We start from the raw sequence: 24036 nt of genomic DNA on the forward strand, positions 1-24036 counted from the left end.
GTCGGTCACGTCGATCACCCGGTTGCTGGAACCGTTTGGACCATATGGCGCCATGCGAACCGGGTCCTTCAGGAGCGGGATTTGCGACTACAAAGCCTCGCCTTCGTCGGGCGGACACGTCCGGTGCCGGCGCAGCATGAGTCTTCTGTGCACGGCCGGCAACTTTTCTGCCGTATGTGACTTCCTTGTCATGCTTGGGTGACTCGGGCCTGGTCACGTTGAGACCTCGGTGCAACTGGAGCGTTCCAGAGTTCAGTTGGCCACGATTTACACAGTGACTACAGTGGTCTGTGAGGGGTCGGAGGGCGGGTACAGCTGTCCGGGCCGTCGACAGCTGGACCAACGGGGAAATGGGGGAGGGGTCGCGGTGAGTGATGGTGGCGGCTCGGATCTGAGGCGCGGCCTCGGGGCTCTGGAGATCTTCCAGAAGCGCGTGCACGACGCATTGTCGACATTCGAGAGCTCGCCGGGTGCGTCGCCCAACATCGCTCGGCACGCGATCGGTCGGGCTTCGTTCAGCGGTGCGAACGTGCCGTTCACTGAGGCACACATCTTGTACGTGCAGTACAAGCAGGTACACGAACGTCTTACCCGCCTGTCGAAGTCCCTGGGACTGCACATCGAGGCGCTGAGGCTTGCGGTGAAGGCTGCCGATACCGACTACGACGACGTCGACGAAGAGGTGCGCCGGCGCTTTTGGGAGATCCAGTCACACCTGCATCAGGAGTACCAGCAGGCGGCCAAGACCAGGCAGGTCGGCGGGCCGGATGCAGGGTATGGGGGCGCCGACAAGGCGCATGCGGGGCGTAGCGGCAACTCCTCGACCGAAGGCGAATACTGATGAGTGACAACTGGCAGGAACAGCCTCAGTACAAGCCCGGCACGGACCAGGCCGACCAGCAGGTCGGCATGGTCGATGTCGTGGAGGGCGTACTGGAGGTCATGCCGTTCGGTGGCCTTCGTGTCAACGCCTTCGGCTCGACCAACTTCGAGAACCACAAGATCAATGACATGATCGACCTGGTTGAGCATGCCAACCCTGAACACCTGGAACTGGCTAGCAAGGCACTGTGGGATGCACACAAGGCCATCGGTGAGGCCGCCGTGGAGCTGAGAGCCCACATCAGTAGGGTCCACTGGGAGGGAGAGGCCGCCACAGCGTTTCGTGACTGGGGCTACGAACTCGCTAACTGGAGTACCACCCTTGCCGAGTCGGCCAATGAAGCGGCCACGCAGATCTCTGCGGCAGGGATGGGACTCGCCTCCGTGCGCAAGGCGATGCCGTCGCGTGACCCACGGCCTGCCGTTGATCAGAAACTCCCCACCGAGTTGCCGAAGGCCAAGCAGGTCGACAGTGATCCGGCCTACGTGACGGCCGTGGAGGTGGAGAGGGACCGGCAAGAGGCCATCAATCAGATGAACCGATTGGCCTCCTACTATGCCGTGTCCGCGGGCCACTTGGAGAAGCAGGGTCAAGAGGGACCCCGGCCGTTCAAGGCAATGCCGGATGTGGGGGTACCGAAGCCAACGCTGGATGGGAGAGACTTCCACCAGGCTATTCCCGGTGCTGGAAGCCGCTCTCGTATGGCGCCGACGACTGGCGGAAGAGTGGAGGGCCAGCCCACTGCGGCCGCCTCAAGCGGCGTACATCTTGCAGACCACACCCCGGACGTGCTTCCCGGTGGGCACATCCAACCGGTCAAGGAAGCCCAGGCATCATTCATCGAGCCGGATCCACACGTCGGTACGCGGATCGACACCGTCAGTACGCTACCTGTACACGCGCCTGCAGCACCTCATTCAAACCGGACACCAACTGTTCCGATTGTAGGCGGGGGACGCGTACCGCCATTGGCCACCGGGCCGGTGCAACTTCCCAACGGCCGTAACACGGTCAACGGCCTACCCGTATCCGCACAAGGGCGTACGAGTCCTCCAGGCACTGCGAGTGGCCGGGTGCCGCAAGAGTCTGCAGGGCAGACTCGGCGTGCCAACGCTGGGGAACGGGTACAGCAGGAACCTCTGGGGCAGGCCGCCCGAACTGTTGGACGTGCAACTTCGGCCGGGCAGCCTGGTGCACGGGGGGTGGCACAGTCGGAACATCCGCCCGTCGGGCGGGGTGTTGTCGGCGGCATCCCGAGAGAGGCCGATATCAGTGGACGCGCCGGTGTGAACCGTTCTCTCAGCCCTGCTCGTAACGGTGTCATTGGCGGCAAGCCTGTAATGGGTCGCTCCGGCCCAGTCCCTGGCTCTCGTGTTCCGCAAGGTATGGTCATCGGCTCCGACGAACTGCCTTCCTCAGCCCCAGTGAAAGGTCTTCTTGGTCGGCGTGGAGTCGTTGGTGCGCCTCCTGCGAATGCTGAAATGGGCAATGAGCAGCACCTTCTCCGTTCTGCGAACAACCTTGAGGAAGCGGTTGACGCCTCTCGCGGCAAGAGGACTTCGGTGCCTGCGGAGCCCGAGGGCAGGGCTGGCAGCTCGGTAGTTGGCCGTGGCGCGGTGGGAGAGAGGCAGGGGCGAGGCACAGCGGCGAATCGGGCCAGTGCGTCGGCAGCGAGCGAACAGTACCGTCGAGAGGATAGGCGACGGCGCGACGCGTCACAGAAGAGTGATTGAACACAAGCGAGGACGTACGCAGTCATGAAGCCAGGGACCAGGAGACGTAGCAGCAGGACTGTACCCCTCACAGAGCGATGCAAAGAGCGTATGACCACTGTGTTTTCGGTACTGGGTGCGTTGATGATCGTTTCTGCGGAGTTGGCTCCCAGCGCCGCGGCTTTGGACGCCCAGCCACAAGAGTGGTATCTGAAGGCGATGAAAGCACAAGACATGTGGAAGGTCAGCACTGGTAAAGGGGTGAAGGTTGCCGTCCTCGATAGTGGTGTCAATCCGACGACTCCTTCCTTGAGGGGTCAGGTGCTTGTCGACGAGGTACCGAAATCTGTTTCGTATCACGTCACGGTGGACTACCGAGGGCACGGGACGACCATGGCTGAATTGATCGCCGGTACGGGTGCGAGCGGCGGCATCAAAGGCCTTGCACCCGGAGCAAAGATTATCCCGTTTCGTATCTCGGTTGAATCTTTGAAAGGGAAGGAGAAGGTCAAGACCTCTACCGACCCTGAGGCTATTAGAGCGGCGGCAGACAGTGATGCAAAGATCATCAATATGTCTTTCGGTGGGCCTTTTTACGATCCCGAAACCGAGGAAGCGATCAAGTATGCAGTCTCCAAGGGGAAGCTGATATTTGCTGCCGTGGGGAATGAAGCGATGACAAAGAAGAACCAAGTTGAGTATCCTGCCTTCTATCCTTACGTCAATGGCGTAGCTGCCGCGGATGAATCGGGCACTGTTGCCAAGTTCTCAGAGCACGGTGACTACGTCGACTTCGGTGCCCCTGGCGTCGATGTGCCGGGCTGGTGTGACAACACCTTCACCCAGTACTGCAAGGTAAAGGGCACAAGTGCTGCCTCAGCCATCGCTTCCGCTTCCGCGGCCCTTGTCTGGTCAGCCCACCCTGACTGGACGGCCAATCAGGTACTCCGAACGCTGGTCGACACGGCTGGCCGTAAGTGGCCAAGAAACAAACCAAGCACGTACCTCGGTTACGGTTTGATCAGACCGCGCAAGGTACTCGAAAATCCGCACATCAACCCGGGCTCGGCCGATGCGGACCCCCTCGCGGCTCAGGACGGCATTGCCGGAGCCTCTGCCTCCCCCGCTTCCCCCGAGGAACCGTCAAAGAGCGCGGGATCCCCCGGTGTTTCCGCCTCCGTTGCTGCGGAAGACGATGGTTCCGCCAGCGGTACCCAGGCCTGGGTGATCATTGGTGCGGTGGCAGCCGTACTAGTCATCGGAGGCGCAGGTTATGCCGTGTTGCGCGCACGCCGTAACGGCTGACGAGTCTCCCACATACCTGCTCGCTCGCTTCACGAGCAGAGGTCCACTTGCCGTCAGTGTTGACGCCTGATGTGTGTTTCAGCACCCCGGCAAGGCCAGTTCCCTACGAAAGGCATGGAAATGGCGATGCAGCGCCAGAAGGTAAGCGACAAGGACATCATCGCCCTTGAAAAGGAGCTTCTGCACCGATTCGAGGGTGTCAAGGGCCAGCTCAAGGAGCTGCAGGCCATCATCGACGGCCTCGAAGGCCACTGGAAGGGCATCGGCGCCGGCGCTTTCAACGCCAAGCAGACCGAGATCAACGAGCGCATGGTTCGGATCGGCAACATCCTCGCCAAGTTCATCGAGGCCATGAACACCACCCGGAAGATCAAGGACAGCACCGAGAGCGAGGTCCGTTCCCAGGTCCAGAGCATCGACGTGGACTTCGGGGGTTCGCACTCCGCGCTGTCCAGCTACTGATCTCTCCCCAGGCCATCACTTCTCAGCAACGGAGCAATCATGGGTGTCAACAACAGCGGTGAGCTGGAAGTCTCGTATCACGGTCTCGATGAGACCGCGACCCAGCTGGCCAACCACGCGCGGCGGCTTGAGGAAAGTCTTGAGGCGATCCAGCACAAGGTCGCCAGTGTCGCCAGCATGTGGGAGGGCGAGGCCCACCACGCTTACACCGAACAGCAGGCCGCGTGGGACCGCGAGGCCAAGGGCATTCACGAGGCCCTGGCCGCCATCGGCCGGGTCGTGCACGCGGCCGGCGGTGACTACCAGGGCGGCGACCGGAAGGCCGCGAGCTACTTCATGTGAGGGTTCGCGGTAGAGCCAGCCGACGAGGCGCAGCACCGGGGTGGGCACGCACGGGAGGTGCCCACCCCTTGCCGTGCCCGAAGACCGGTGCGCCCGGTGCCCTCCGCGGGCGGCAATCGCGTCTTCGAGTCGACGGCGTGGTCGGTATCCGCTATCGGTGTTCTGAGCTCGGCGTGTTCCCGAAGCACCGGCCCGGTGCACGCCGGGTCCGACGGCTCCCGTGGCCACCGGCCCCGGGGATTCGCCCGGCAGATGTCTATCCCGGAGACGTCCCTTCCCCGGTCACGCCTCCCGGAGCCGCACCCGGTACCCCGCCTGCCAAGGCGCACCGGTACGGACCTCAGTACTCCACGTCCACCAACCCCGTCTGGACCAGCGGCTTCCCCCGCTTCCGTGAGACGAATACCCCGCGCCCTGCCGGCATCGGGCGCGGCCGAACCCCGCCGAGGAGATCGCCCTCCGTGGAGTCACCCGCCAGGACGATGCCCTGGGCGCCGAGTTCCTTCATACGCTGCATGAACGGCTCGTAGGAGGCGCGGCCCGCGCCCGCGGAAGAGCGGGCGATGATGAAGCGGACGCCCACGTCGCGGGCGAAGGGCAGCATCTCCGTCAAGCCTCCGAGCGGGTTGCCGGTGGACGTGGAGACGAGGTCGTAGTCGTCGACCACCACGACCACCTGCGGGCCCCGCCACCAACTCCGATCGCGCAGTTGCTGCGGGGTGACGTCGGCCGTCGGTGTGCGGCGCTGCATGAGGTCGGCCAGGGCCACCATGTGGTGGTCCATCTGGCTGGACATCGGAATGTACTCCGCCAAATGCGTGGGCGGCGTGATGTCCAGCAGGGAACGGCGGTTGTCCACCACGAAGAACTTCACCTCGTCGCCCCCGTACCGCAGCGAAAGCTGCTTGATCAGCAGCCGCAGCAGGTTCGACTTGCCGGACTCGCTCTCGCCGAAGACCAGGAAGAACGGGTCCTGCTCGAAGTCCAGGAACACCGGCTCCAGGTTGTCCTCATCTAGCGCGAAGGCGACGCCCTGCTCCGGGAAACGGTCGCCCCGCGGCAGTTCGACCGCCTCCAGCTGGCGCGGCAGCAGCCGTACCGCGGGAGCGCCCGGTGCCTGCCAGTGCCGGCCGGCCTCGGCGGTCAGCGCCGCCGTGGCCCGGGCGAGGTCGGTGTCGGAGGTAAGGCCGTCGATACGCGGGACCGCCGCCATGAAGTGTAGTTTCTGCGGGGACAGACCGCGGCCCGGAACCCCCGTGGGAACGTTCGCGGCCACCTTCCTGTCGATCTCGGAGTCCATGACGTCCCCGAGCCGCAGTTCCAGGCGGTTCATCAGGTGGTCCTTCAAGTTCGCCCGGACCTCCATCGAGCGGGACGCAGTGATGATCACGTGGATGCCGTAGCCGAGGCCACGCGCCGCGATGTCCAGGACCGCCGGTTCCAGGGCCTCGTAGTCCGTGCGGAAGTTCCCCCAGCCGTCGACGACCAGGAAGACGTCCCCCCAGGGCTGGTCGGTGACGGAGATCTCGCCGCGGGCGCGGCGGGCACGGTAGTCGGCGATCGAGGCGATGCCAGCCGTGCGGAAGTACTCCTCGCGGCGGGTCAGGACGCCGTAGACCTCGGAGACCGTACGTCGGACACGTTCCGGGTCCAGACGGGAGGCGATGCCGCCGACGTGCGGCAGGCCGTTCACCGCTGCCATACCGCCGCCACCGAAGTCCAGGCCGTAGAACTGCACCTCGTGCGGCGTGTGGGTGAGGGCGAACGAACAGATCAACGTGCGCAGGAAGGTGGACTTGCCGGACTGCGGACCGCCGATGATCTGCATGTGGCCCGCGGCGCCCGAGAAATCGAGCAGCAGACGGTCGCGGCGCTGCTCGTACGGCTTGTCGACCAGGCCGGCCGGCACGATCAGACGGCCTGCGCCCTCGTCACCGGGCTGGGCCAGGCCGCGTCCCTCAACCGCGGCCAGACCGGGCAGCAGCGCATCCAGCGACGGCGGGCTCTCCAGCGGCGGCAGCCACACCTGGTGCGCCGCCGGCCCCTGCGCCTCCAGGCGGTGCACGATCACATCGAGGACCGTGTCGGCCAGCGCGTCGTCCTTGTCCGACCGGGATTCGGTGCGCTGTTGTGGGACGGCCGTGTACTGCACGGGTACCTCGGTGGCGGTGAACAGCACCGTCCGGCGGTCCACCGGCAGCGGTCCGCCGGACAGGGCCGCGGGCTGCACGCCCGAGCGGTACACGCCAGAGACGTACGCCGCCTTGAAGCGGACCATTTCGTCCGTGCCGTGCTTGAGGAATCCGGAACCGGGGACGTTCGGCAGTTCATAGGCGTCGGGGACACCGAGCGCGGCGCGGGACTCCGCTGCGGAGAAGGTGCGCAGACCGATCCGGTAGGACAGGTACGTCTCCAGGCCGCGCAAACGGCCCTCCTCCAGGCGCTGGGAGGCAAGCAGCAGGTGCACGCCCAACGAACGGCCGATCCGACCGATCTGCACGAACATCTCGATGAAGTCCGGCTTCGCGGACAGTAGCTCGCTGAACTCGTCGATCACCAGGACCAGGGACGGGATCGGCTGCAGTGGAGCACCTGCCGCACGGGCCTTCTCGTAGTCGTGGATGTTGGCGTAGTTGCCCGCATCGCGCAGGAGTTCCTGGCGGCGGTTCAACTCACCGCGGATCGAGTCGCCCATGCGGTCGACCAGGGTGAGGTCGTCGGCGAGGTTGGTGATGACTGCTGCCACGTGCGGCATCTGCGCCATTCCGGCGAAGGTCGCGCCGCCCTTGAAGTCCGCGAGGACGAAGTTCAGTGTCTCGGAGGAGTGCGTGACGGCGAGGCCCAGCACCAGGGTGCGCAGCAGTTCCGACTTGCCGGAACCGGTTGCGCCGACGCACAGGCCGTGCGGGCCCATGCCTTCCTGTGCGGCCTCCTTCAGGTCCAACATCACGGGTCGGCCGTCCTCGCCGAGACCGATCGGTACCCGCAGCCGTTCCGCGAGCGCCCGGGGCCGCCACGTCCGTTTGGTGTCGACGGATGCCGCGTCGCCGAGGCCGAGGAGATCGGTGAACTCCAGGTTGGCGAGCAGCGGTTCGTCGTCGTCACCCCCCGACGCCATGCGCAGCGGCGCGAGTTGCCGGGCCAGCGCCTCGGCGGACTCGTAGGAAAGGGTGTCCGGGACCCCCTCGTAGGCCGTGCCGTGCCCGGACTCCAGGTGCAGCTCGCCCGGCTGCACCATGATGGACAGGTCGCCGCCCGCCGCCGTGAGGTCGCCCGGTACCAGCTCGATCACCGTGACGCCCTGCAGGCCTTCCGGATTGGCGAGCGCTGAGTCCGGCAGCAGGGACAGGTCGTCCAGCACGAGGACGATGTGCGGCTCGTCCAGCAGTGGGGCCGCGCCCGGGTGGAAGCGCGGGCGGCCGCTCAGCCGGGTGGCGAGCAGGTCCTCCAGCTCGCGCGGGTCGGTGCCGATCAGCCGGCGCGAGCCCGCGCCGTCCACTTCACCGGGCACCTGCACATGGGGCAGCCACTTCACCCAGTCCCAGTGGGCCAGCGCCTCCCGGCCCGTGGCCACCGCGATGACCAGGTCCTCGGGAGAGTGCAGCGAGGCCAGCGAGCCGACCAGGGCGCGGGTCGATGCCCGTACCGACTGCGGCTCACCACTGACCGTGACGTGGTAGAAGGCACGCAGCGACACCGCCATCGGAAGATCTCCCACGGTGTTGTGCGTGGCGAGGAAGCGCTGCATCGCGCCCGCGGTCAGTGGTTCCAACTGCTCGACCGGTCCGGTCTCCGGGGCGACCAGCGGGGTCGCCAGGGGCTGTGGGCCAAGGCCGACGCGCACGTGCGCGAAGTCCTCGTCCCCCGACCGTCGTTCCCACACTCGGCTGCCCTCGGCGACCAGTGCCCACAACTGCTCGGGCGCGGGGTGCAGGTAGTACTGCGCGTCCCGCTGCACCTTCGCCGTCTGGACGGCTGCCTTGCGCGTCTGCGACAGATAGCCGAGGTAGTCGCGCCGCATGTCGGCCAGCTGGCCCTGGGAACCACGCCGGAAGCGGACCACCATCGCAAGGGACATCGCCACCGTCGAGGCGATCATGATCATGCCCATGATCTTCATGAACGGTTGTCCGTTCGTGAAGAAGAACACCACCGAGCCCCCCATGCCCAGGGTGGGCAGCAGCTGCATGAGTACGCTCTCCTGGGGCCCCCGCGGCAGTTCGGGCGGTGGCTGGACGGCGACTTCTTCCGTGGGCACCTCGGACGGCAGCGCCCTGGCCGGGCGCTTCACGACAATCTGGCTCACCGCTCACCAATTCCCTTGCACGACCCAGGCTTTCCGCTCGCCGCCCCGTGTCCGGCGAGCGCAGGCCGCCGCGTGATCCTACTGAGTTCACGGAACACGGGTGAGCGGTAGGGTGCCGGATGTTCGCGTGAGCACACATCGAGCAGGCTGGGCGAACCGGGTCAACTCCCGCTACTTCGTGGCGGGAAGACCCACGGGACTCGCCGCAGGGCGTCCTGCCGCCGTGTACGGGGCGAACCGGCACGGGACCTTCACGACACAGACGTACCACCATCACTCAGGGGGAGCAGCAGGTGAGCATGACGGCCGCCGCCACCGGCGGACCCGGGAGGGGAGCCCCTTCCGGGTCCGGCACCGGACTCGGCTTCTGCCGGGTCACCATCGTCGCGCCGGACAGCCGTATCGACGTGGCACTGCCCGACGACGTCCCGGTCGCGGACCTCAGCCCGGAGATCCTCCGGCTGTCCCGGCAGAGCCCCGAGGAGGGGGCCCCGGTCGGCTACCACCTCGTCCGCACCGACGGAACCGTGCTGGACCACGCCCGCTCGTTCGCCGCCCAGCGCATTCTCGACGGCGAACTCCTCGCCCTGCGCCCGTTCGCGGAGTCCCTACCGCCGGCCGTTTTTGACGACGTCGCCGAAGCCGTCGCCTCCGCCGTGACCAAGCAGCACACACTCTGGAGCGGCGATCTGACTCGGGTTGCGGGCCTAGTCGGCGCCGGGGTGCTGCCGACGCTGCTCGCCTTCGTCGCCTGGACCGCCGACCCCCGCCACGACATGCACGGTCTGGCCGGCATCCTCGCCGCCGTCACCGGCATCCTCCTGGTCGCGCTCTCCGCGGTCCGCGCCCGCGTCTACGACGACCGCAGTTCGGCCGTCGCCCTCGGTCTGGGCGCGCTGCCCAACATCGGGGTCGCGGGCAGCGGACTATTGCCGCTGAACGGCGGGGAGGGTATCGGCAGACTCCAGTTCCTGCTGGCCTGCGCGGGCGTTCTCGTCGCCGCACTGATCCTCACGCTCTGTTCGCCGCACGGCGACGGCCCCTTCGTGGCCTTCCTGTTCGCCTCGGTGATCGCCCTGGTCGTCGTCTTCGTCGCGACGCTCAGCGGCTGGACCCCGACCGAAATGGCCGGCCTGTGCGCGCCCGTCGCCGTGGGCGCCCTCGCCTTCCTGCCCGGCATGTCGATGCGCTTCGCCCGGCTGCCCATCGGCTTCGAGGACCCCAGCAGCGCCCCCCTGCGCTCCGCCCACGGCACCGAGTTCGCCGCGCCGGAGCCCGTGGACACCGAGCGCATCGAGGCACAGGCCCGGCGCGGGCACGAGCTCCTCGTCGGTCTGGTCGGCGGCTGCGCGCTGCTCGCCGTCGGGGCCTCGGCCGTGTTGGGCTTCTCGGACGACGTCTGGGCCCAGCTGCTCGCCTGTGCCACCGGAATCGCCATGCTGATGCGTGCCGGACTCTTCCGCTACACGGCTCAGGTGGCACCCGTCCTGGGCGCGGGCTTGGCCTCCCTGGTCCTGCTCGGTCTCGGCCTGGCCCTCAACCCACCGCGGCACGTGATGCTCGCGGCACTCGCCGGAGACCGCACCGACCTGGACATCCGCACGCTGTGGCTGATCGCGGTCATCGCCGCCGCCGCCGCACTGGTGACGGCGCTGGGCCTGATCCTGCCACGCGGCGGGCCGACCCCGTTCTGGGGCCGCTTCCTGGAGATCTGCGAGGGCTTCGTCCTGCTGACGCTGATCCCGCTCACCCTGGCGGTCTTCGACGTGTACGCGACGGCGCGCGCGATGACGAGCAAGTGACGTGAGCCGGGCTCCGGCTCTGCGTGAGCCGGGGCCCGGTCACCGCTCTGCGGGGCCGCTCACTGCGCTTCGAGCCCCCCGTTGTGCGGCGTCGGTTCCAGATCGAACTCCCCGTCCCGCGCCCCGAGCACGAACGCCCGCCACTCTGCTTCCGTGTAACGCAGCACGGTGTCCGGGTCGAGCGAGGACCGCATCGCCACCGCGCCACCGGGCAGGTAAGCGATCTCGACCCGCTCCTTGTCCTCCTCGGTACCCGGAGCGCAGTGCCACTCGACCCCCGAGATGTCGAGGCCGTACAGTTCGTCGCGCTCCCGTACCTTGCGCGCCCTGGTCTCCGCTTCCGTTTCCGTCATCGTGCAGCGATCCCCTTCCGGCGTACGTTCGCTCCCGACGCTCACCCTAGTGGCCGGTGGAGTCCCGCCCGGTCGGTTCGAGGACCCGGGGAAGTGCGTCCGCCACCTCCTGGTACCCTCGGTGACGGCCGTTTGTGTACGCACCCCCAAGAACCGCACGGGTCATCCCGAAGGTTTTGGAGGCCGCGCCCAGCGGATCCCCGCCTCCCGAGTATGAGGAAGCTCCCCCGCGAAGAAGACCGGGGGCACTCGGTGGCCACTCACAGACCAAGAGGAGTACGCGTGTCGCTCGACGCCGCCACGAAGAAGCAGATCATTGCCGAGTTCGGTACCAAGGAGGGTGACACCGGCTCCCCCGAGGTCCAGGTCGCTCTGCTCTCCCGCCGGATCTCCGACCTGACGGAGCACCTCAAGACCCACAAGCACGACCACCACTCCCGTCGTGGCCTGCTGATCCTCGTCGGTCAGCGCCGTCGCCTGCTGCAGTACCTGGCGAAGAAGGACATCCAGCGCTTCCGCGCGCTGGTCGACCGCCTCGGCATCCGCCGCGGTGCGGCGGGCGCCAAGTAAAGTGCCGTGAAGGGAGCGGTTCCCGGAAGGACTCGGGGACCGCTCCCTTTGCCGTATGCGGGGGTGCCGTACGCGGAACCCCCGCACCGCACGTCCGGCGATCCCTTCGCCGCATGTGCGGAAACCTTCGCCGTACGTGCGGAAACGTGCGGAGTGTCACTCACGCTTTGTAGTGTGGTAGCAGAACGCAATACGTACGACACGGAACGAGGAGAAGCGCACCTCGCCGCCGCCGGTCCTCGGTAGTGGCCCCCGGGGGAAGTGAGCCCCGGGTGCTTCGATCGAAGACCGGCCCGCACCAGACGGCGCGCTTCTCCGGCAACTGTCCCCCTGCCATACGGGCAACAAGGGACGAAAGACGATAAGTAACGGAGAAAACGCTAGTGGAGAACGAGACCCACTACGCCGAGGCTGTCATCGACAACGGCGCCTTCGGCACCCGTACGATCCGCTTCGAGACGGGCCGCCTGGCCAAGCAGGCCGCCGGTTCCGCCGTGGCCTACCTGGACGACGACACCATGGTGCTGTCGGCCACCACCGCCTCCAAGAACCCCAAGGACCAGCTCGACTTCTTCCCGCTCACGGTGGACGTCGAGGAGCGGATGTACGCCGCCGGCAAGATCCCCGGCAGCTTCTTCCGCCGCGAGGGCCGGCCGAGTGAGGACGCGATCCTCACCTGCCGCCTCATCGACCGCCCGCTGCGCCCGTCCTTCAAGAAGGGCCTGCGCAACGAGATCCAGATCGTCGCCACGATCATGGCGCTCAACCCCGACCACCTGTACGACGTCGTGGCGATCAACGCCGCGTCCGCGTCCACCCAGCTGGCCGGTCTGCCCTTCTCCGGCCCGATCGGCGGCGTCCGCGTCGCGCTGATCCGCGGCCAGTGGGTCGCCTTCCCGACGCACACCGAGCTGGAGGACGCCGCCTTCGACATGGTCGTCGCGGGTCGTGTCCTGGAAGACGGCGACGTCGCGATCATGATGGTCGAGGCCGAGGCCACCGAGAAGACCATCAAGCTGGTCGAGGGCGGCGCCGAGGCGCCGACCGAGGAGGTCGTTGCCTCCGGTCTGGAGGCCGCGAAGCCCTTCATCAAGGTCCTGTGCCGCGCCCAGGCCGACCTCGCCGCCAAGGCCGCCAAGCCGGTCGGCGAGTTCCCGATCTTCCTGGACCACCAGGACGACGTCCTGGAAGCCCTGACCGCCGCGGTCAAGCCGGAGCTGTCCCAGGCGCTCACCATCGCCGGCAAGCAGGAGCGCGAGGCCGAGCTGGACCGCGTCAAGGCACTCGCCGCCGAGAAGCTCCTGCCGGAGTTCGAGGGCCGCGAGAAGGAGATCTCCGCCGCGTACCGCTCGCTCACCAAGACCCTGGTCCGCGAGCGCGTGATCAAGGAGAAGAAGCGCATCGACGGCCGCGGTGTCACCGACATCCGTACCCTGGCCGCCGAGGTCGAGGCCATCCCGCGGGTGCACGGCTCGGCGCTGTTCGAGCGCGGTGAGACCCAGATCCTGGGTGTCACCACCCTCAACATGCTGCGCATGGAGCAGCAGCTGGACACCCTCTCCCCGGTGACCCGCAAGCGCTACATGCACAACTACAACTTCCCGCCGTACTCCACCGGTGAGACCGGTCGCGTCGGCTCCCCGAAGCGCCGCGAGATCGGCCACGGTGCCCTGGCCGAGCGTGCCCTGGTTCCGGTCCTGCCGACCCGCGAGGAGTTCCCCTACGCGGTCCGCCAGGTGTCCGAGGCCCTCGGCTCCAACGGCTCGACGTCCATGGGCTCGGTCTGCGCCTCCACCATGTCGCTGCTGAACGCCGGTGTGCCGCTGAAGGCCCCGGTCGCCGGTATCGCCATGGGCCTGATCTCCCAGGAGATCGACGGCGAGACGCACTACGTCACCCTCACCGACATCCTCGGTGCCGAGGACGCCTTCGGCGACATGGACTTCAAGGTCGCCGGCACGAAGGACTTCGTGACCGCCCTCCAGCTCGACACCAAGCTGGACGGCATCCCGGCCTCCGTCCTGGCCGCGGCCCTCAAGCAGGCCCGCGACGCCCGCCTGCACATCCTCGACGTGATGATGGAGGCCATCGACCGGCCCGACGAGATGTCCCCGCACGCCCCGCGGATCATCACCGTCAAGATCCCGGTCGACAAGATCGGTGAGGTCATCGGCCCCAAGGGCAAGATGATCAACCAGATCCAGGAGGACACGGGCGCCGAGATCACCATCGAGGACGACGGCACGATCTACATCGGCGCCGCCGACGGCCCCTCCGCCGAGGCTGCCCGCACCACGATCAACGGCATCGCCAACCCGACGATGCCCGAGGTCGGCGAGCGCTACCTCGGCACGGTCGTCAAGACGACCACCTTCGGTGCGTTCGTCTCCCTGCTGCCCGGCAAGGACGGTCTGCTGCACATCTCGCAGATCCGCAAGCTCGCCGGCGGCAAGCGCGTGGAGAACGTGGAGGACGTCCTCGGCGTGGGCCAGAAGGTCCAGGTCGAGATCGCCGAGATCGACTCCCGTGGCAAGCTCTCCCTCGTTCCGGTGATCGAGGGCGAGGAAAGCTCTTCCGACGAGACGAAGAAGGACGACGCCGACCAGTGACGTCCCGTAGCTCCAAGGCGACGGCCCGCATCTCTTCGGAGACGCGGGCCGTCGCCCGTACCCAAACTCTCATCAAGGGCGCCAACGGGACCGGTACGGTCCGCAAGACCACCCTCCCGGGCGGTCTGCGGATCGTTACCGAGACCCTGCCGTCCGTGCGCTCGGCGACCTTCGGTATCTGGGCACACGTGGGTTCCCGCGACGAAACGCCGTCTCTGAACGGTGCCACGCACTACCTGGAGCACCTGCTCTTCAAGGGCACGCGCAGGAGAAGCGCCCTGGACATCTCCTCCGCCGTCGACGCCGTCGGCGGCGAGATGAACGCGTTCACGGCGAAGGAGTACACGTGCTACTACGCGCGGGTGCTCGACGCCGACCTGCCGCTCGCCATCGACGTCGTCTGCGACATGCTGACCGGCTCGCTCATCCTCGAAGAGGACGTCGACGTCGAACGCGGCGCGATCCTCGAAGAGATCGCCATGACCGAGGACGACCCCAGTGACTGTGTGCACGACCTGTTCGCGCACACCATGTTCGGGAACAACGCCCTCGGCCGCCCGGTCCTCGGCACGGTCGACACGGTCAATGCCCTCACCGCCGACCGCATCCGCCGCTTCTACCGGAAGCACTACGACCCGACGCACCTGGTGGTCGCCTGCGCCGGCAACATCGATCACAACAAGGTCGTGCGCCAGGTCCGCGCGGCCTTTGAGAAGGCCGACGCGTTCAGGAAGCAGGACACGCGGCCCATCGCCCCGCGTGACGGTCGCCGCACCATCCGCACGGCGGGCAAGGTCGAGCTGCTCGCCCGCAAGACCGAGCAGGCACACGTCGTTCTCGGGATGCCGGGCCTCGCCCGGACCGACGACCGCCGCTGGGCCATGGGCGTGCTCAACACCGCCCTCGGCGGCGGCATGTCCTCCCGCCTCTTCCAGGAGGTCCGGGAAAAGCGCGGCCTCGCCTACAGCGTGTACTCGTACACCTCCGGCTTCGCCGACTGCGGCCTGTTCGGCGTGTACGCAGGGTGCCGCCCGAGCCAGGTGCACGACGTACTCAGGATCTGCCGGGACGAGCTCGATCACGTGGCGCAGAACGGCCTCTCCGACGACGAGATGGGTCGCGCCATCGGCCAGCTCCGGGGCTCCACCGTCCTGGGCCTGGAGGACACCGGCGCACTGATGAACCGCATCGGCAAGAGCGAGCTGTGCTGGGGCGAGCAGATGTCCGTCGACGACATGCTGGGCCGGATATCCGCGGTCACACCGGACGAGGTCCGCTCGGTCGCCCGCGACATCCTGGGACAGCGTGCCTCGCTGGCGGTCATAGGTCCGCTGAAGGACAAGCAGGCCGCGCGGCTGCACGACGCCGTCGCCTAGTCACTCCCGTAAGGAAGCAAGAGATGAGCAAGCTGCGCGTGGCGGTCCTCGGTGCCAAGGGCCGGATCGGGTCCGAGGCGGTCAAGGCGGTTGAGGCTGCCGAGGACATGGAGTTGGTCGCCGCCCTGGGCCGGGGCGACAAGCTGGAGACACTGGAGAAGTCCGGTGCTCAGGTCGCCGTCGAACTGACCACCCCCGCTTCAGTGATGGGCAACCTCGACTTCTGCGTGCGCCACGGCATCCACGCGGTCGTCGGAACGACGGGCTGGGACGAGGAGCGCCTCGCGCAACTGAGGGGCTGGCTCGTCCAGTCCCCGGACACCGGCGTGCTCATCGCACCGAACTTCTCCATCGGCGCCGTCCTGACGATGAAGTTCGCGCAGATCGCCGCGCCGTACTTCGAGTCGGTCGAGGTCGTCGAGCTGCACCACCCGAACAAGGTGGACGCTCCCTCGGGCACTGCCACGCGCACCGCGCAGCTCATCGCCGAGGCCCGCCGCCGGGCCGGAGCGGCCCCCGCGCCGGACGCCACCGTCACGGCCCTGGACGGCGCACGGGGAGCCGACGTCGACGGCGTCCCGGTGCACGCCGTCCGCCTTCGTGGCCTCCTGGCCCATCAGGAGGTGCTGCTCGGCGCCGAGGGCGAGACGCTGACCATCCGCCACGACTCCCTGCACCACAGCAGCTTCATGCCGGGCATCCTGCTCGGTGCCCGCTGCGTGGTGACCACTCCGGGCCTGACCTTCGGCCTGGAACACTTCCTGGATCTGAACTGAGCGGCCGGAGTCCGGAACCGTCATGCGCGCGAAGATCACCTACCTCGTCACGGCCGCCGTCCTGGTCTTCTACTTCGTCCTGGTCGGCAGCCGCGGCGTCATGCTCATCCAGTCCGGCACGCTCCTCACCGTCACCTTCGGGATCGCGGTGCTGATCCTGCCGGTCATCGGCCTGTGGTTCCTCTGGAAGAACACCCAGTTCGTCCGCAAGGCCAACCAGCTCGCCTCTCAACTCGACGCCGAGGGCGGTCTGCCCGTGGATGAGCTGAGGCGCCTTCCGAGCGGCCGTATCGACCGCGACTCGGCCGACGAAGTGTTCGCCAGGCGCAAGGCCGAGACGGAGGCGTCCCCCGACGACTGGCGGACCTGGTTCCGTCTGGCCGTCGCCTACCACGACGCCCGTGACACCCCACGGGCCCGCAAGGCGATGCAGCGCGCGATCGCCCTGCACGACGGCAAACCCGTCCAGGCTTGACGCACGACCGAACCATGCCCGATCCGGGGCCGGCCCGCACCACCACCCGGAACGGCCCTCCGGCCTTCGCTCGGCGGTTCAGCCGCGCCGGTTCTCCGCGGCCCACGCCTCCAGCGCGTCCGCCGCCCGGTCGAAGGCCATGGGGCGGCCCAGGAAGTCCAGGCCGTGCGTGGTCAGCAACGGCGGTGTGTCCTCGGGACGCCGGTTCTCGCGGACCAGCCGCAGCGCCTGACCCTGCACCCTGCGGGGCAAACCCAACCAGCGCACCGGCTGCTGTGCCGTCCGCACCGAGATCACCCGGGCCCATGGCAGCGTCCGCGTCACCAGGAAGCCGACCCGGCGCAGCCCGCGCCCGTTCACCCACACCCCCACGCGTAGCAGTCGCAGCGCAGCGGCGATGATGGCCAGACCCGCGACGAGCACGGTCCCGGCGGAGGCAGTGCCGGAGGAGAAGACCGAGCCGGACAGGGCGATGAGCACCGCCGCCAACAACACGAACGAGGCGAGCAGAAGACCCAGCGCGGCAACGCCCACCCGCCAGGGCCCCGGCCGGTAGGGGCGCCGCCAGCGATCCTGGTCCTGGTGCGGCAGCGCGCTCTCGGATGCCGCCTCGAAGGTGCGGTCGGCGGTCAGAAAGTGCAGGGGCACGGCTGGTCCTTACTCGGTCCTTGCGTGGGCTGTGCCCGGTGAGGCTATCCGGCCCGCTTGCCGCTCACCACCCTTGCGCGTCCGGAAGGGTCAGTGTCCCTGGGACGCCTGGGACTGCTGCACCGGCGTGTCCGACGGTGTCGAGAGCGCAGGCACGCCGAGGATCAGGGCCCCCACCAGCCCGCTGACGATGGTGAGACCCAGCAGCCCGCGTCCGGCTATCTCCCCGAAGGACGCCCGCCGAGGGGACGGGGGAGTGACGTTGCTGCGGAACGTGTCGACTTCGGTGGGGAAGGCGAAGGGCACGGGCTCGCGCCGACGGAACATCGCGGTTGCCTCTCCTTTCGAGTCGAACGTGCAGTCTTCATGGATACAGACGATCGATGGACGCAAATGGTGCCCATGTCCGGAAAATCTGTGGCCAGGGTGTTGGAGGCGAGGTGCCGCCCCGGCCCTGGAGGATGCCCCGTAAGGTGGGCGCGAACCGCAGAAGTGATGGGAAGGACCCCAACCCCCGTGACCACCCCCGAGTCGCTCACGTTCCACAGTGACGTCACCGTTGAACTGGTGAAGTCCGCCGCTTCGGACGCCGATGTGCTCTTCGCCGCTCGTGTCTCCACAGCGGGCGAGCAGTCCCTGGATGAGCTGAAGAAGGACCCCGAGCGCTCCAAGGGCCTGATCAACTACCTGATGCGTGACCGGCACGGAAGTCCGTTCGAGCACAACTCGATGACGTTCTTCATCAGCGCCCCGATCTTCGTCTTCCGCGAGTTCATGCGGCACCGCGTCGGCTGGTCGTACAACGAGGAGTCCGGCCGTTACCGGGAGCTGCAGCCCGTCTTCTACGTCCCCGGCGAGTCACGCAAGCTCGTTCAGCAGGGCCGTCCGGGCAAGTACGTCTTCACCGAGGGCACCCCGGCCCAGCACGCCACGGTCCGCGGCACCCTGGAGGAGTCGTACGAGCAGGCGTACGCGGCTTACCAGAAGCTCCTCGCCGAAGGCGTGGCCCGCGAGGTCGCCCGTTCGGTCCTTCCCGTGGGGCTGTACTCCTCGATGTACGCCACCTGCAACGCCCGCTCCCTGATGCATTTCCTGGGCCTGCGTACCCAGCACGAGTTGGCCAAGGTGCCGTCCTTCCCGCAGCGGGAGATCGAGATGGTGGGCGAGAAGATGGAGGCGGAGTGGGCCAGGCTCATGCCGCTGACGCACGCCGCCTTCAACGCGAACGGGCGTGTGGCTCCGTAGCGAATCCCAGTTCCCCCGCGCGGAACGGATGTACGGGTCAGCCTTGCGCAGTGTCCGTATTGCGGCATTTGGGGAAGTTCATCTAGCCTGATCAAACGGACCCGGCACTGCCTGAACCCCCGAGCAGGCAGTGCCGGGTTCCACCTTTGTCCTGACTTTCCCGGCACCCCGAGGGCAGACCGCGCATTGCGCACCGAGTAGCGTGTTACCCATGGCTCCGACCTCGACTCCGCAGACCCCCTTCGGGCGGGTCCTCACCGCCATGGTCACGCCCTTCACGGCGGATGGCGCACTCGACCTCGACGGCGCGCAGCGGCTCGCCGCCCACCTGGTGGACGCAGGCAACGACGGCCTGATCATCAATGGCACCACCGGTGAGTCCCCCACCACCAGTGACGCGGAGAAATCGGACCTGGTGCGAGCCGTGGTGGAGGCCGTCGGTGATCGTGCCCATGTCCTGGCCGGCGTCGGAACCAACGACACCCACCACAGCGTCGAGCTGGCCCGCGAGGCCGAGCGAGTCGGCGCCCACGGCCTCCTGGTCGTCACGCCGTATTACAACAAGCCCCCGCAGGAGGGCCTGTACCGGCACTTCACGGCCATCGCCGACACCACCGGACTCCCGGTCATGCTCTACGACATCCCCGGCCGCAGCGGCGTCCCGATCAACACCGAGACCCTCGTCCGGCTCGCCGAGCACCCCCGGATCGTGGCCAACAAGGACGCCAAGGGGGACCTCGGGCGCGCCAGCTGGGCCATCGCCCGGTCCGGCCTCGCCTGGTACTCCGGCGACGACATGCTGAACCTTCCGCTACTCTCCGTGGGCGCGGTCGGCTTTGTCTCGGTCGTCGGCCACCTCGTCACACCCGATCTGAAGGCCCTCGTCGACGCGTACATCACCGGTGACGTGGTGAAGGCGACCGAGATCCACCAGAAGCTGCTCCCGGTCTACACCGGCATGTTCCGCACCCAGGGCGTCATGACCACCAAGGCCGCGCTCGCCCTGCAGGGCCTGCCCGCGGGGCCCCTGCGCGCACCCATGATCGAGTGTTCGCCCGAAGAGATTGCCCAGCTCAAGATCGATCTTGCCGCTGGCGGGGTACAACTCTGAACAACAGACTTCGCACCACCCAGGCTTCATAACTGAAGAACAACCGCATACGCAGGCCACCGGTGCCTGCACCACACAACGACAACTGCTTCCGCACGAACGTCATGCGCGCCACGTGCCATACCGGTACGTGGCGCGTGTGGTTGAGGAGAGTCTTTTGAGTCATCCGCATCCTGAACTCGGCTCGCCCCCGCCGCTCCCCGAAGGCGGCCTGCGGGTCACCCCGCTCGGCGGCCTGGGCGAGATCGGCCGAAACATGACGGTCTTCGAGTACGCCGGCCGCCTGCTGATCGTCGACTGCGGGGTGCTCTTCCCCGAGGAGGAGCAGCCCGGAATCGACCTGATCCTGCCTGACTTCTCGTCCATCCGGGACCGTCTCGACGACATTGAGGGCATCGTCCTCACCCACGGTCACGAGGACCACATCGGGGGCGTCCCGTTCCTGCTCCGTGAGAAGCCGGACATCCCGCTGATCGGCTCCAAGCTGACCCTCGCCCTTATCGAGGCCAAGCTCCAGGAGCACCGGATCCGGCCGTACACGCTGGAGGTGGCGGAGGGTAACCGCGAGCGCGTCGGTCCCTTCGACTGCGAGTTCGTCGCGGTCAACCATTCCATTCCGGACGCGCTTGCGGTCGCCATCCGCACTCCGGCCGGCATGGTGGTCCACACCGGCGACTTCAAGATGGATCAGCTGCCGCTGGACAGCCGTCTCACCGACCTGCACGCGTTCGCGCGGCTGAGTGAGGAAGGCATCGACCTCCTCCTCGCCGACTCCACGAACGCCGAGGTCCCGGGCTTCACGCCGCACGAGCGCGATATCTCCGCAGTGCTGCGGCAGGTCTTCGCCGGTGCCCGCAGACGGATCATCGTGGCGAGCTTCGCCAGCCACGTCCACCGCATCCAGCAGATCCTGGACGCGGCCCACGAGTACGGTCGTCGGGTCGCCTTCGTCGGCCGTTCCATGGTCCGCAACATGGGCATCGCCCGTGACCTCGGCTATCTGAAGGTTCCGCCGGGGCTGGTGGTCGACGTCAGGACGCTGGACGACCTGCCCGACCACGAGGTGGTCCTGGTCTGCACGGGTTCCCAGGGTGAGCCGATGGCAGCCCTGTCCCGCATGGCCAACCGCGACCACCAGATCCGCATCGTCGAGGGCGACACGGTCATCCTGGCCTCCTCGCTGATCCCCGGGAACGAGAACGCGGTCTACCGCGTGATCAACGGCCTGACCCGCTGGGGCGCCAATGTCGTGCACAAGGGCAATGCCAAGGTGCACGTCTCCGGTCACGCGTCGGCGGGCGAGCTGTTGTACTTCTACAACATCTGCCGTCCGAAGAACCTGATGCCGGTGCACGGTGAGTGGCGCCATCTGCGTGCCAACGCAGAACTGGGTGCCCTTACCGGCGTTCCACACGACCGGATCGTCATTGCCGAGGACGGGGTGGTGGTGGACCTGGTCCAGGGCAAGGCGAAGATCTCAGGCAAGGTCCAGGCCGGTTACGTCTACGTCGACGGCCTCTCGGTCGGTGACGTCGGCGAGCCGGCGCTCAAGGATCGCAAGATCCTGGGTGACGAGGGCATCATCTCGGTCTTCGTGGTCGTGGACGCTTCCACTGGAAAGATCACCGGGGGGCCGCACATCCAGGCCCGTGGCTCCGGCATCGATGACTCGGCCTTCACCGACGTCGTCCCGAAGATCACGGAAGCTTTGGAGCGGTCCGCCCAGGACGGTGTCGTGGAGCCGCACCAGCTCCAGCAACTGGTCCGACGCACTCTCGGCAAGTGGGTCTCGGACACGTACCGCCGCAGGCCCATGATCCTCCCTGTGGTCGTGGAGGTCTGACGACCCGTCGGTTTGAGCCTGGAGCGGGGCACCTCGATTTGCATCGGGGCGCCCCGCTCCAGTACGTTTACGGCTCCGCCCAACCGGGAAGCCCGGCACTTCATGTGCTGGACGTTCACTCCCGGAGCGGGTGGGAAATCCGGCTCAGAACTTCTGATAAAGTCGGGAACGCCGGAAAGGGAAACGCGGAAGCGGGAACCTGGAAAGCACCGAGGAAATCGGATCGGAAAGATCTGATAGAGTCGGAAACACCGAAGGGAAGCGCCCGGAGGAAAGCCCGAGAGGGTGAGTACGAAGGAAGCGTCCGTTCCTTGAGAACTCAACAGCGTGCCAAAAGTCAACGCCAGATATGTTGATACCCCGTCTACCGGATCATTCCGGTGGCGAGGTTCCTTTGAAAAACACACAGCGAGGACGCTGTGAACGGTCGGGGTTATTTCCCCTGATTGTTCCGCTCTCGTGGTGTTCACCCCGATGACGGGGAAAGCATTCACGGAGAGTTTGATCCTGGCTCAGGACGAACGCTGGCGGCGTGCTTAACACATGCAAGTCGAACGATGAACCTCCTTCGGGAGGGGATTAGTGGCGAACGGGTGAGTAACACGTGGGCAATCTGCCCTGCACTCTGGGACAAGCCCTGGAAACGGGGTCTAATACCGGATATGAGTTCCTACCGCATGGTAGGGGCTGGAAAGCTCCGGCGGTGCAGGATGAGCCCGCGGCCTATCAGCTTGTTGGTGAGGTAATGGCTCACCAAGGCGACGACGGGTAGCCGGCCTGAGAGGGCGACCGGCCACACTGGGACTGAGACACGGCCCAGACTCCTACGGGAGGCAGCAGTGGGGAATATTGCACAATGGGCGCAAGCCTGATGCAGCGACGCCGCGTGAGGGATGACGGCCTTCGGGTTGTAAACCTCTTTCAGCAGGGAAGAAGCGAAAGTGACGGTACCTGCAGAAGAAGCGCCGGCTAACTACGTGCCAGCAGCCGCGGTAATACGTAGGGCGCAAGCGTTGTCCGGAATTATTGGGCGTAAAGAGCTCGTAGGCGGCTTGTCGCGTCGGTTGTGAAAGCCCGGGGCTTAACCCCGGGTCTGCAGTCGATACGGGCAGGCTAGAGTTCGGTAGGGGAGATCGGAATTCCTGGTGTAGCGGTGAAATGCGCAGATATCAGGAGGAACACCGGTGGCGAAGGCGGATCTCTGGGCCGATACTGACGCTGAGGAGCGAAAGCGTGGGGAGCGAACAGGATTAGATACCCTGGTAGTCCACGCCGTAAACGGTGGGCACTAGGTGTGGGCAACATTCCACGTTGTCCGTGCCGCAGCTAACGCATTAAGTGCCCCGCCTGGGGAGTACGGCCGCAAGGCTAAAACTCAAAGGAATTGACGGGGGCCCGCACAAGCGGCGGAGCATGTGGCTTAATTCGACGCAACGCGAAGAACCTTACCAAGGCTTGACATACACCGGAAACATCCAGAGATGGGTGCCCCCTTGTGGTCGGTGTACAGGTGGTGCATGGCTGTCGTCAGCTCGTGTCGTGAGATGTTGGGTTAAGTCCCGCAACGAGCGCAACCCTTGTCCCGTGTTGCCAGCAGGCCCTTGTGGTGCTGGGGACTCACGGGAGACCGCCGGGGTCAACTCGGAGGAAGGTGGGGACGACGTCAAGTCATCATGCCCCTTATGTCTTGGGCTGCACACGTGCTACAATGGCCGGTACAATGAGCTGCGATACCGTGAGGTGGAGCGAATCTCAAAAAGCCGGTCTCAGTTCGGATTGGGGTCTGCAACTCGACCCCATGAAGTCGGAGTCGCTAGTAATCGCAGATCAGCATTGCTGCGGTGAATACGTTCCCGGGCCTTGTACACACCGCCCGTCACGTCACGAAAGTCGGTAACACCCGAAGCCGGTGGCCCAACCCCTTGTGGGAGGGAGCTGTCGAAGGTGGGACTGGCGATTGGGACGAAGTCGTAACAAGGTAGCCGTACCGGAAGGTGCGGCTGGATCACCTCCTTTCTAAGGAGCATTTCTAGCCGGGTTTTTGCCTGGTTCAGAGGCCAGTACATCAGCGAGTGTCTGATGCTGGTTGCTCATGGGTGGAACGTTGACTATTCGGCACAGTGGGTCTGTATGGGATCGCTAGTACTGCTTCGGCGTGGAACGTGATGGTCATTGGCTGGCTGTGTCGGGCATGCTGTTGGGTGTCTGAGGGAATGAT

General features: G+C 66.6%; 17 protein-coding genes and 1 rRNA gene. 14 read left to right on the forward strand and 4 right to left on the reverse strand.

The genetic code is table 11. The annotated features are described in order from the left end of the window. Positions 1 to 367: 367 nt before the first annotated feature. From LK06_RS24830 to LK06_RS24850, 4 genes are all read left to right on the forward strand, one after another. Positions 368 to 841, forward strand: a complete 474-nt coding sequence (locus tag LK06_RS24830) for a fungal specific transcription factor domain-containing protein (RefSeq protein ID WP_052270260.1) — start codon at positions 368 to 370, stop codon at positions 839 to 841. A 1865-nt stretch (positions 842 to 2706) separates the two neighbouring features. Then, complete coding sequence (locus LK06_RS24840) at positions 2707 to 3900, forward strand: S8 family serine peptidase (protein WP_078858836.1); 1194 nt, start codon at positions 2707 to 2709, stop codon at positions 3898 to 3900. Between the two features lie 120 nt (positions 3901 to 4020). Continuing rightward, positions 4021 to 4362, forward strand: a complete 342-nt coding sequence (locus LK06_RS24845; RefSeq protein WP_039657045.1) for a WXG100 family type VII secretion target — start codon at positions 4021 to 4023, stop codon at positions 4360 to 4362. 39 nt (positions 4363 to 4401) lie between these two features. After that, positions 4402 to 4704: a WXG100 family type VII secretion target gene (locus LK06_RS24850; protein ID WP_039657047.1), complete on the forward strand. Its 303-nt coding sequence runs from the start codon at positions 4402 to 4404 to the stop codon at positions 4702 to 4704. 340 nt (positions 4705 to 5044) lie between these two features. Here LK06_RS24850 and eccCa read toward each other — a convergent pair whose 3' ends face one another. Next, positions 5045 to 9010, reverse strand: a complete 3966-nt coding sequence (eccCa, locus tag LK06_RS24855; RefSeq protein WP_071659229.1) for a type VII secretion protein EccCa — start codon at positions 9008 to 9010, stop codon at positions 5045 to 5047. A gap of 299 nt (positions 9011 to 9309) precedes the next feature. Between eccCa and eccD the strand changes: the two genes are divergently transcribed. Then, a complete protein-coding gene (gene eccD / locus LK06_RS24865; RefSeq protein ID WP_039657078.1) occupies positions 9310 to 10812 on the forward strand; it encodes a type VII secretion integral membrane protein EccD in 1503 nt (500 codons plus the stop codon). A 59-nt stretch (positions 10813 to 10871) separates the two neighbouring features. On the opposite strand, the gene LK06_RS24870 is transcribed toward eccD, so the two are convergent. Continuing rightward, positions 10872 to 11165, reverse strand: coding sequence for a DUF397 domain-containing protein (locus LK06_RS24870; RefSeq protein ID WP_039657049.1), 294 nt, complete (start codon positions 11163 to 11165; stop codon positions 10872 to 10874). 282 nt (positions 11166 to 11447) lie between these two features. Between LK06_RS24870 and rpsO the strand changes: the two genes are divergently transcribed. From rpsO to LK06_RS24895, 5 genes are all read left to right on the forward strand, one after another. Next, positions 11448 to 11735 carry a 30S ribosomal protein S15 gene (gene rpsO / locus LK06_RS24875; RefSeq protein ID WP_003997419.1) on the forward strand — a complete coding sequence of 96 codons (288 nt, stop codon included), beginning with the start codon at positions 11448 to 11450 and terminating at the stop codon, positions 11733 to 11735. Positions 11736 to 12118: 383 nt separating this feature from the next. Further along, positions 12119 to 14344, forward strand: a complete 2226-nt coding sequence (locus LK06_RS24880) for a polyribonucleotide nucleotidyltransferase (RefSeq protein ID WP_039657053.1) — start codon at positions 12119 to 12121, stop codon at positions 14342 to 14344. After that, on the forward strand, positions 14341 to 15720 hold the full coding sequence (locus tag LK06_RS24885; protein ID WP_039657055.1) for a M16 family metallopeptidase: 1380 nt from the start codon (positions 14341 to 14343) through the stop codon (positions 15718 to 15720). Before LK06_RS24880 ends, LK06_RS24885 begins: the two co-directional genes overlap by 4 nt. Before the next feature lie 23 nt (positions 15721 to 15743). Continuing rightward, positions 15744 to 16496: a 4-hydroxy-tetrahydrodipicolinate reductase gene (gene dapB / locus LK06_RS24890; RefSeq protein ID WP_043435500.1), complete on the forward strand. Its 753-nt coding sequence runs from the start codon at positions 15744 to 15746 to the stop codon at positions 16494 to 16496. A gap of 22 nt (positions 16497 to 16518) precedes the next feature. Next, positions 16519 to 16971 (forward strand): tetratricopeptide repeat protein, encoded by a 453-nt coding sequence (locus LK06_RS24895; protein ID WP_039657058.1) that lies wholly within the window; start codon positions 16519 to 16521, stop codon positions 16969 to 16971. Between the two features lie 78 nt (positions 16972 to 17049). Here the strand turns inward: LK06_RS24895 and LK06_RS24900 are convergent, their stop codons facing one another. Together LK06_RS24900 and LK06_RS24905 are read right to left on the reverse strand one after the other, a co-directional pair. Continuing rightward, positions 17050 to 17619 (reverse strand): hypothetical protein, encoded by a 570-nt coding sequence (locus LK06_RS24900; protein WP_039657060.1) that lies wholly within the window; start codon positions 17617 to 17619, stop codon positions 17050 to 17052. 90 nt (positions 17620 to 17709) lie between these two features. Further along, positions 17710 to 17946, reverse strand: a complete 237-nt coding sequence (locus tag LK06_RS24905; protein ID WP_039657061.1) for a hypothetical protein — start codon at positions 17944 to 17946, stop codon at positions 17710 to 17712. A gap of 168 nt (positions 17947 to 18114) precedes the next feature. Here LK06_RS24905 and thyX point away from each other — a divergent pair, with 168 nt between their 5' ends. The 4 genes from thyX to LK06_RS24930 all read left to right on the forward strand — a co-directional run bounded on the left by thyX (position 18115) and on the right by LK06_RS24930 (position 23834). Next, the gene (thyX, locus tag LK06_RS24910) at positions 18115 to 18864 is read left to right on the forward strand and encodes an FAD-dependent thymidylate synthase (protein ID WP_039657063.1); all 750 of its coding nucleotides are present in this window, start codon (positions 18115 to 18117) and stop codon (positions 18862 to 18864) included. Between the two features lie 211 nt (positions 18865 to 19075). Beyond that, positions 19076 to 19975, forward strand: a complete 900-nt coding sequence (gene dapA, locus LK06_RS24915) for a 4-hydroxy-tetrahydrodipicolinate synthase (protein WP_039657065.1) — start codon at positions 19076 to 19078, stop codon at positions 19973 to 19975. A 157-nt stretch (positions 19976 to 20132) separates the two neighbouring features. Continuing rightward, on the forward strand, positions 20133 to 21818 hold the full coding sequence (locus tag LK06_RS24920; RefSeq protein WP_039657067.1) for a ribonuclease J: 1686 nt from the start codon (positions 20133 to 20135) through the stop codon (positions 21816 to 21818). 489 nt (positions 21819 to 22307) lie between these two features. Beyond that, a 16S ribosomal RNA gene (locus LK06_RS24930) occupies positions 22308 to 23834 on the forward strand. Positions 23835 to 24036: the final 202 nt, after the last annotated feature.

Source organism: Streptomyces pluripotens, from assembly GCF_000802245.2.
Lineage (GTDB): Bacteria > Actinomycetota > Actinomycetes > Streptomycetales > Streptomycetaceae > Streptomyces > Streptomyces pluripotens.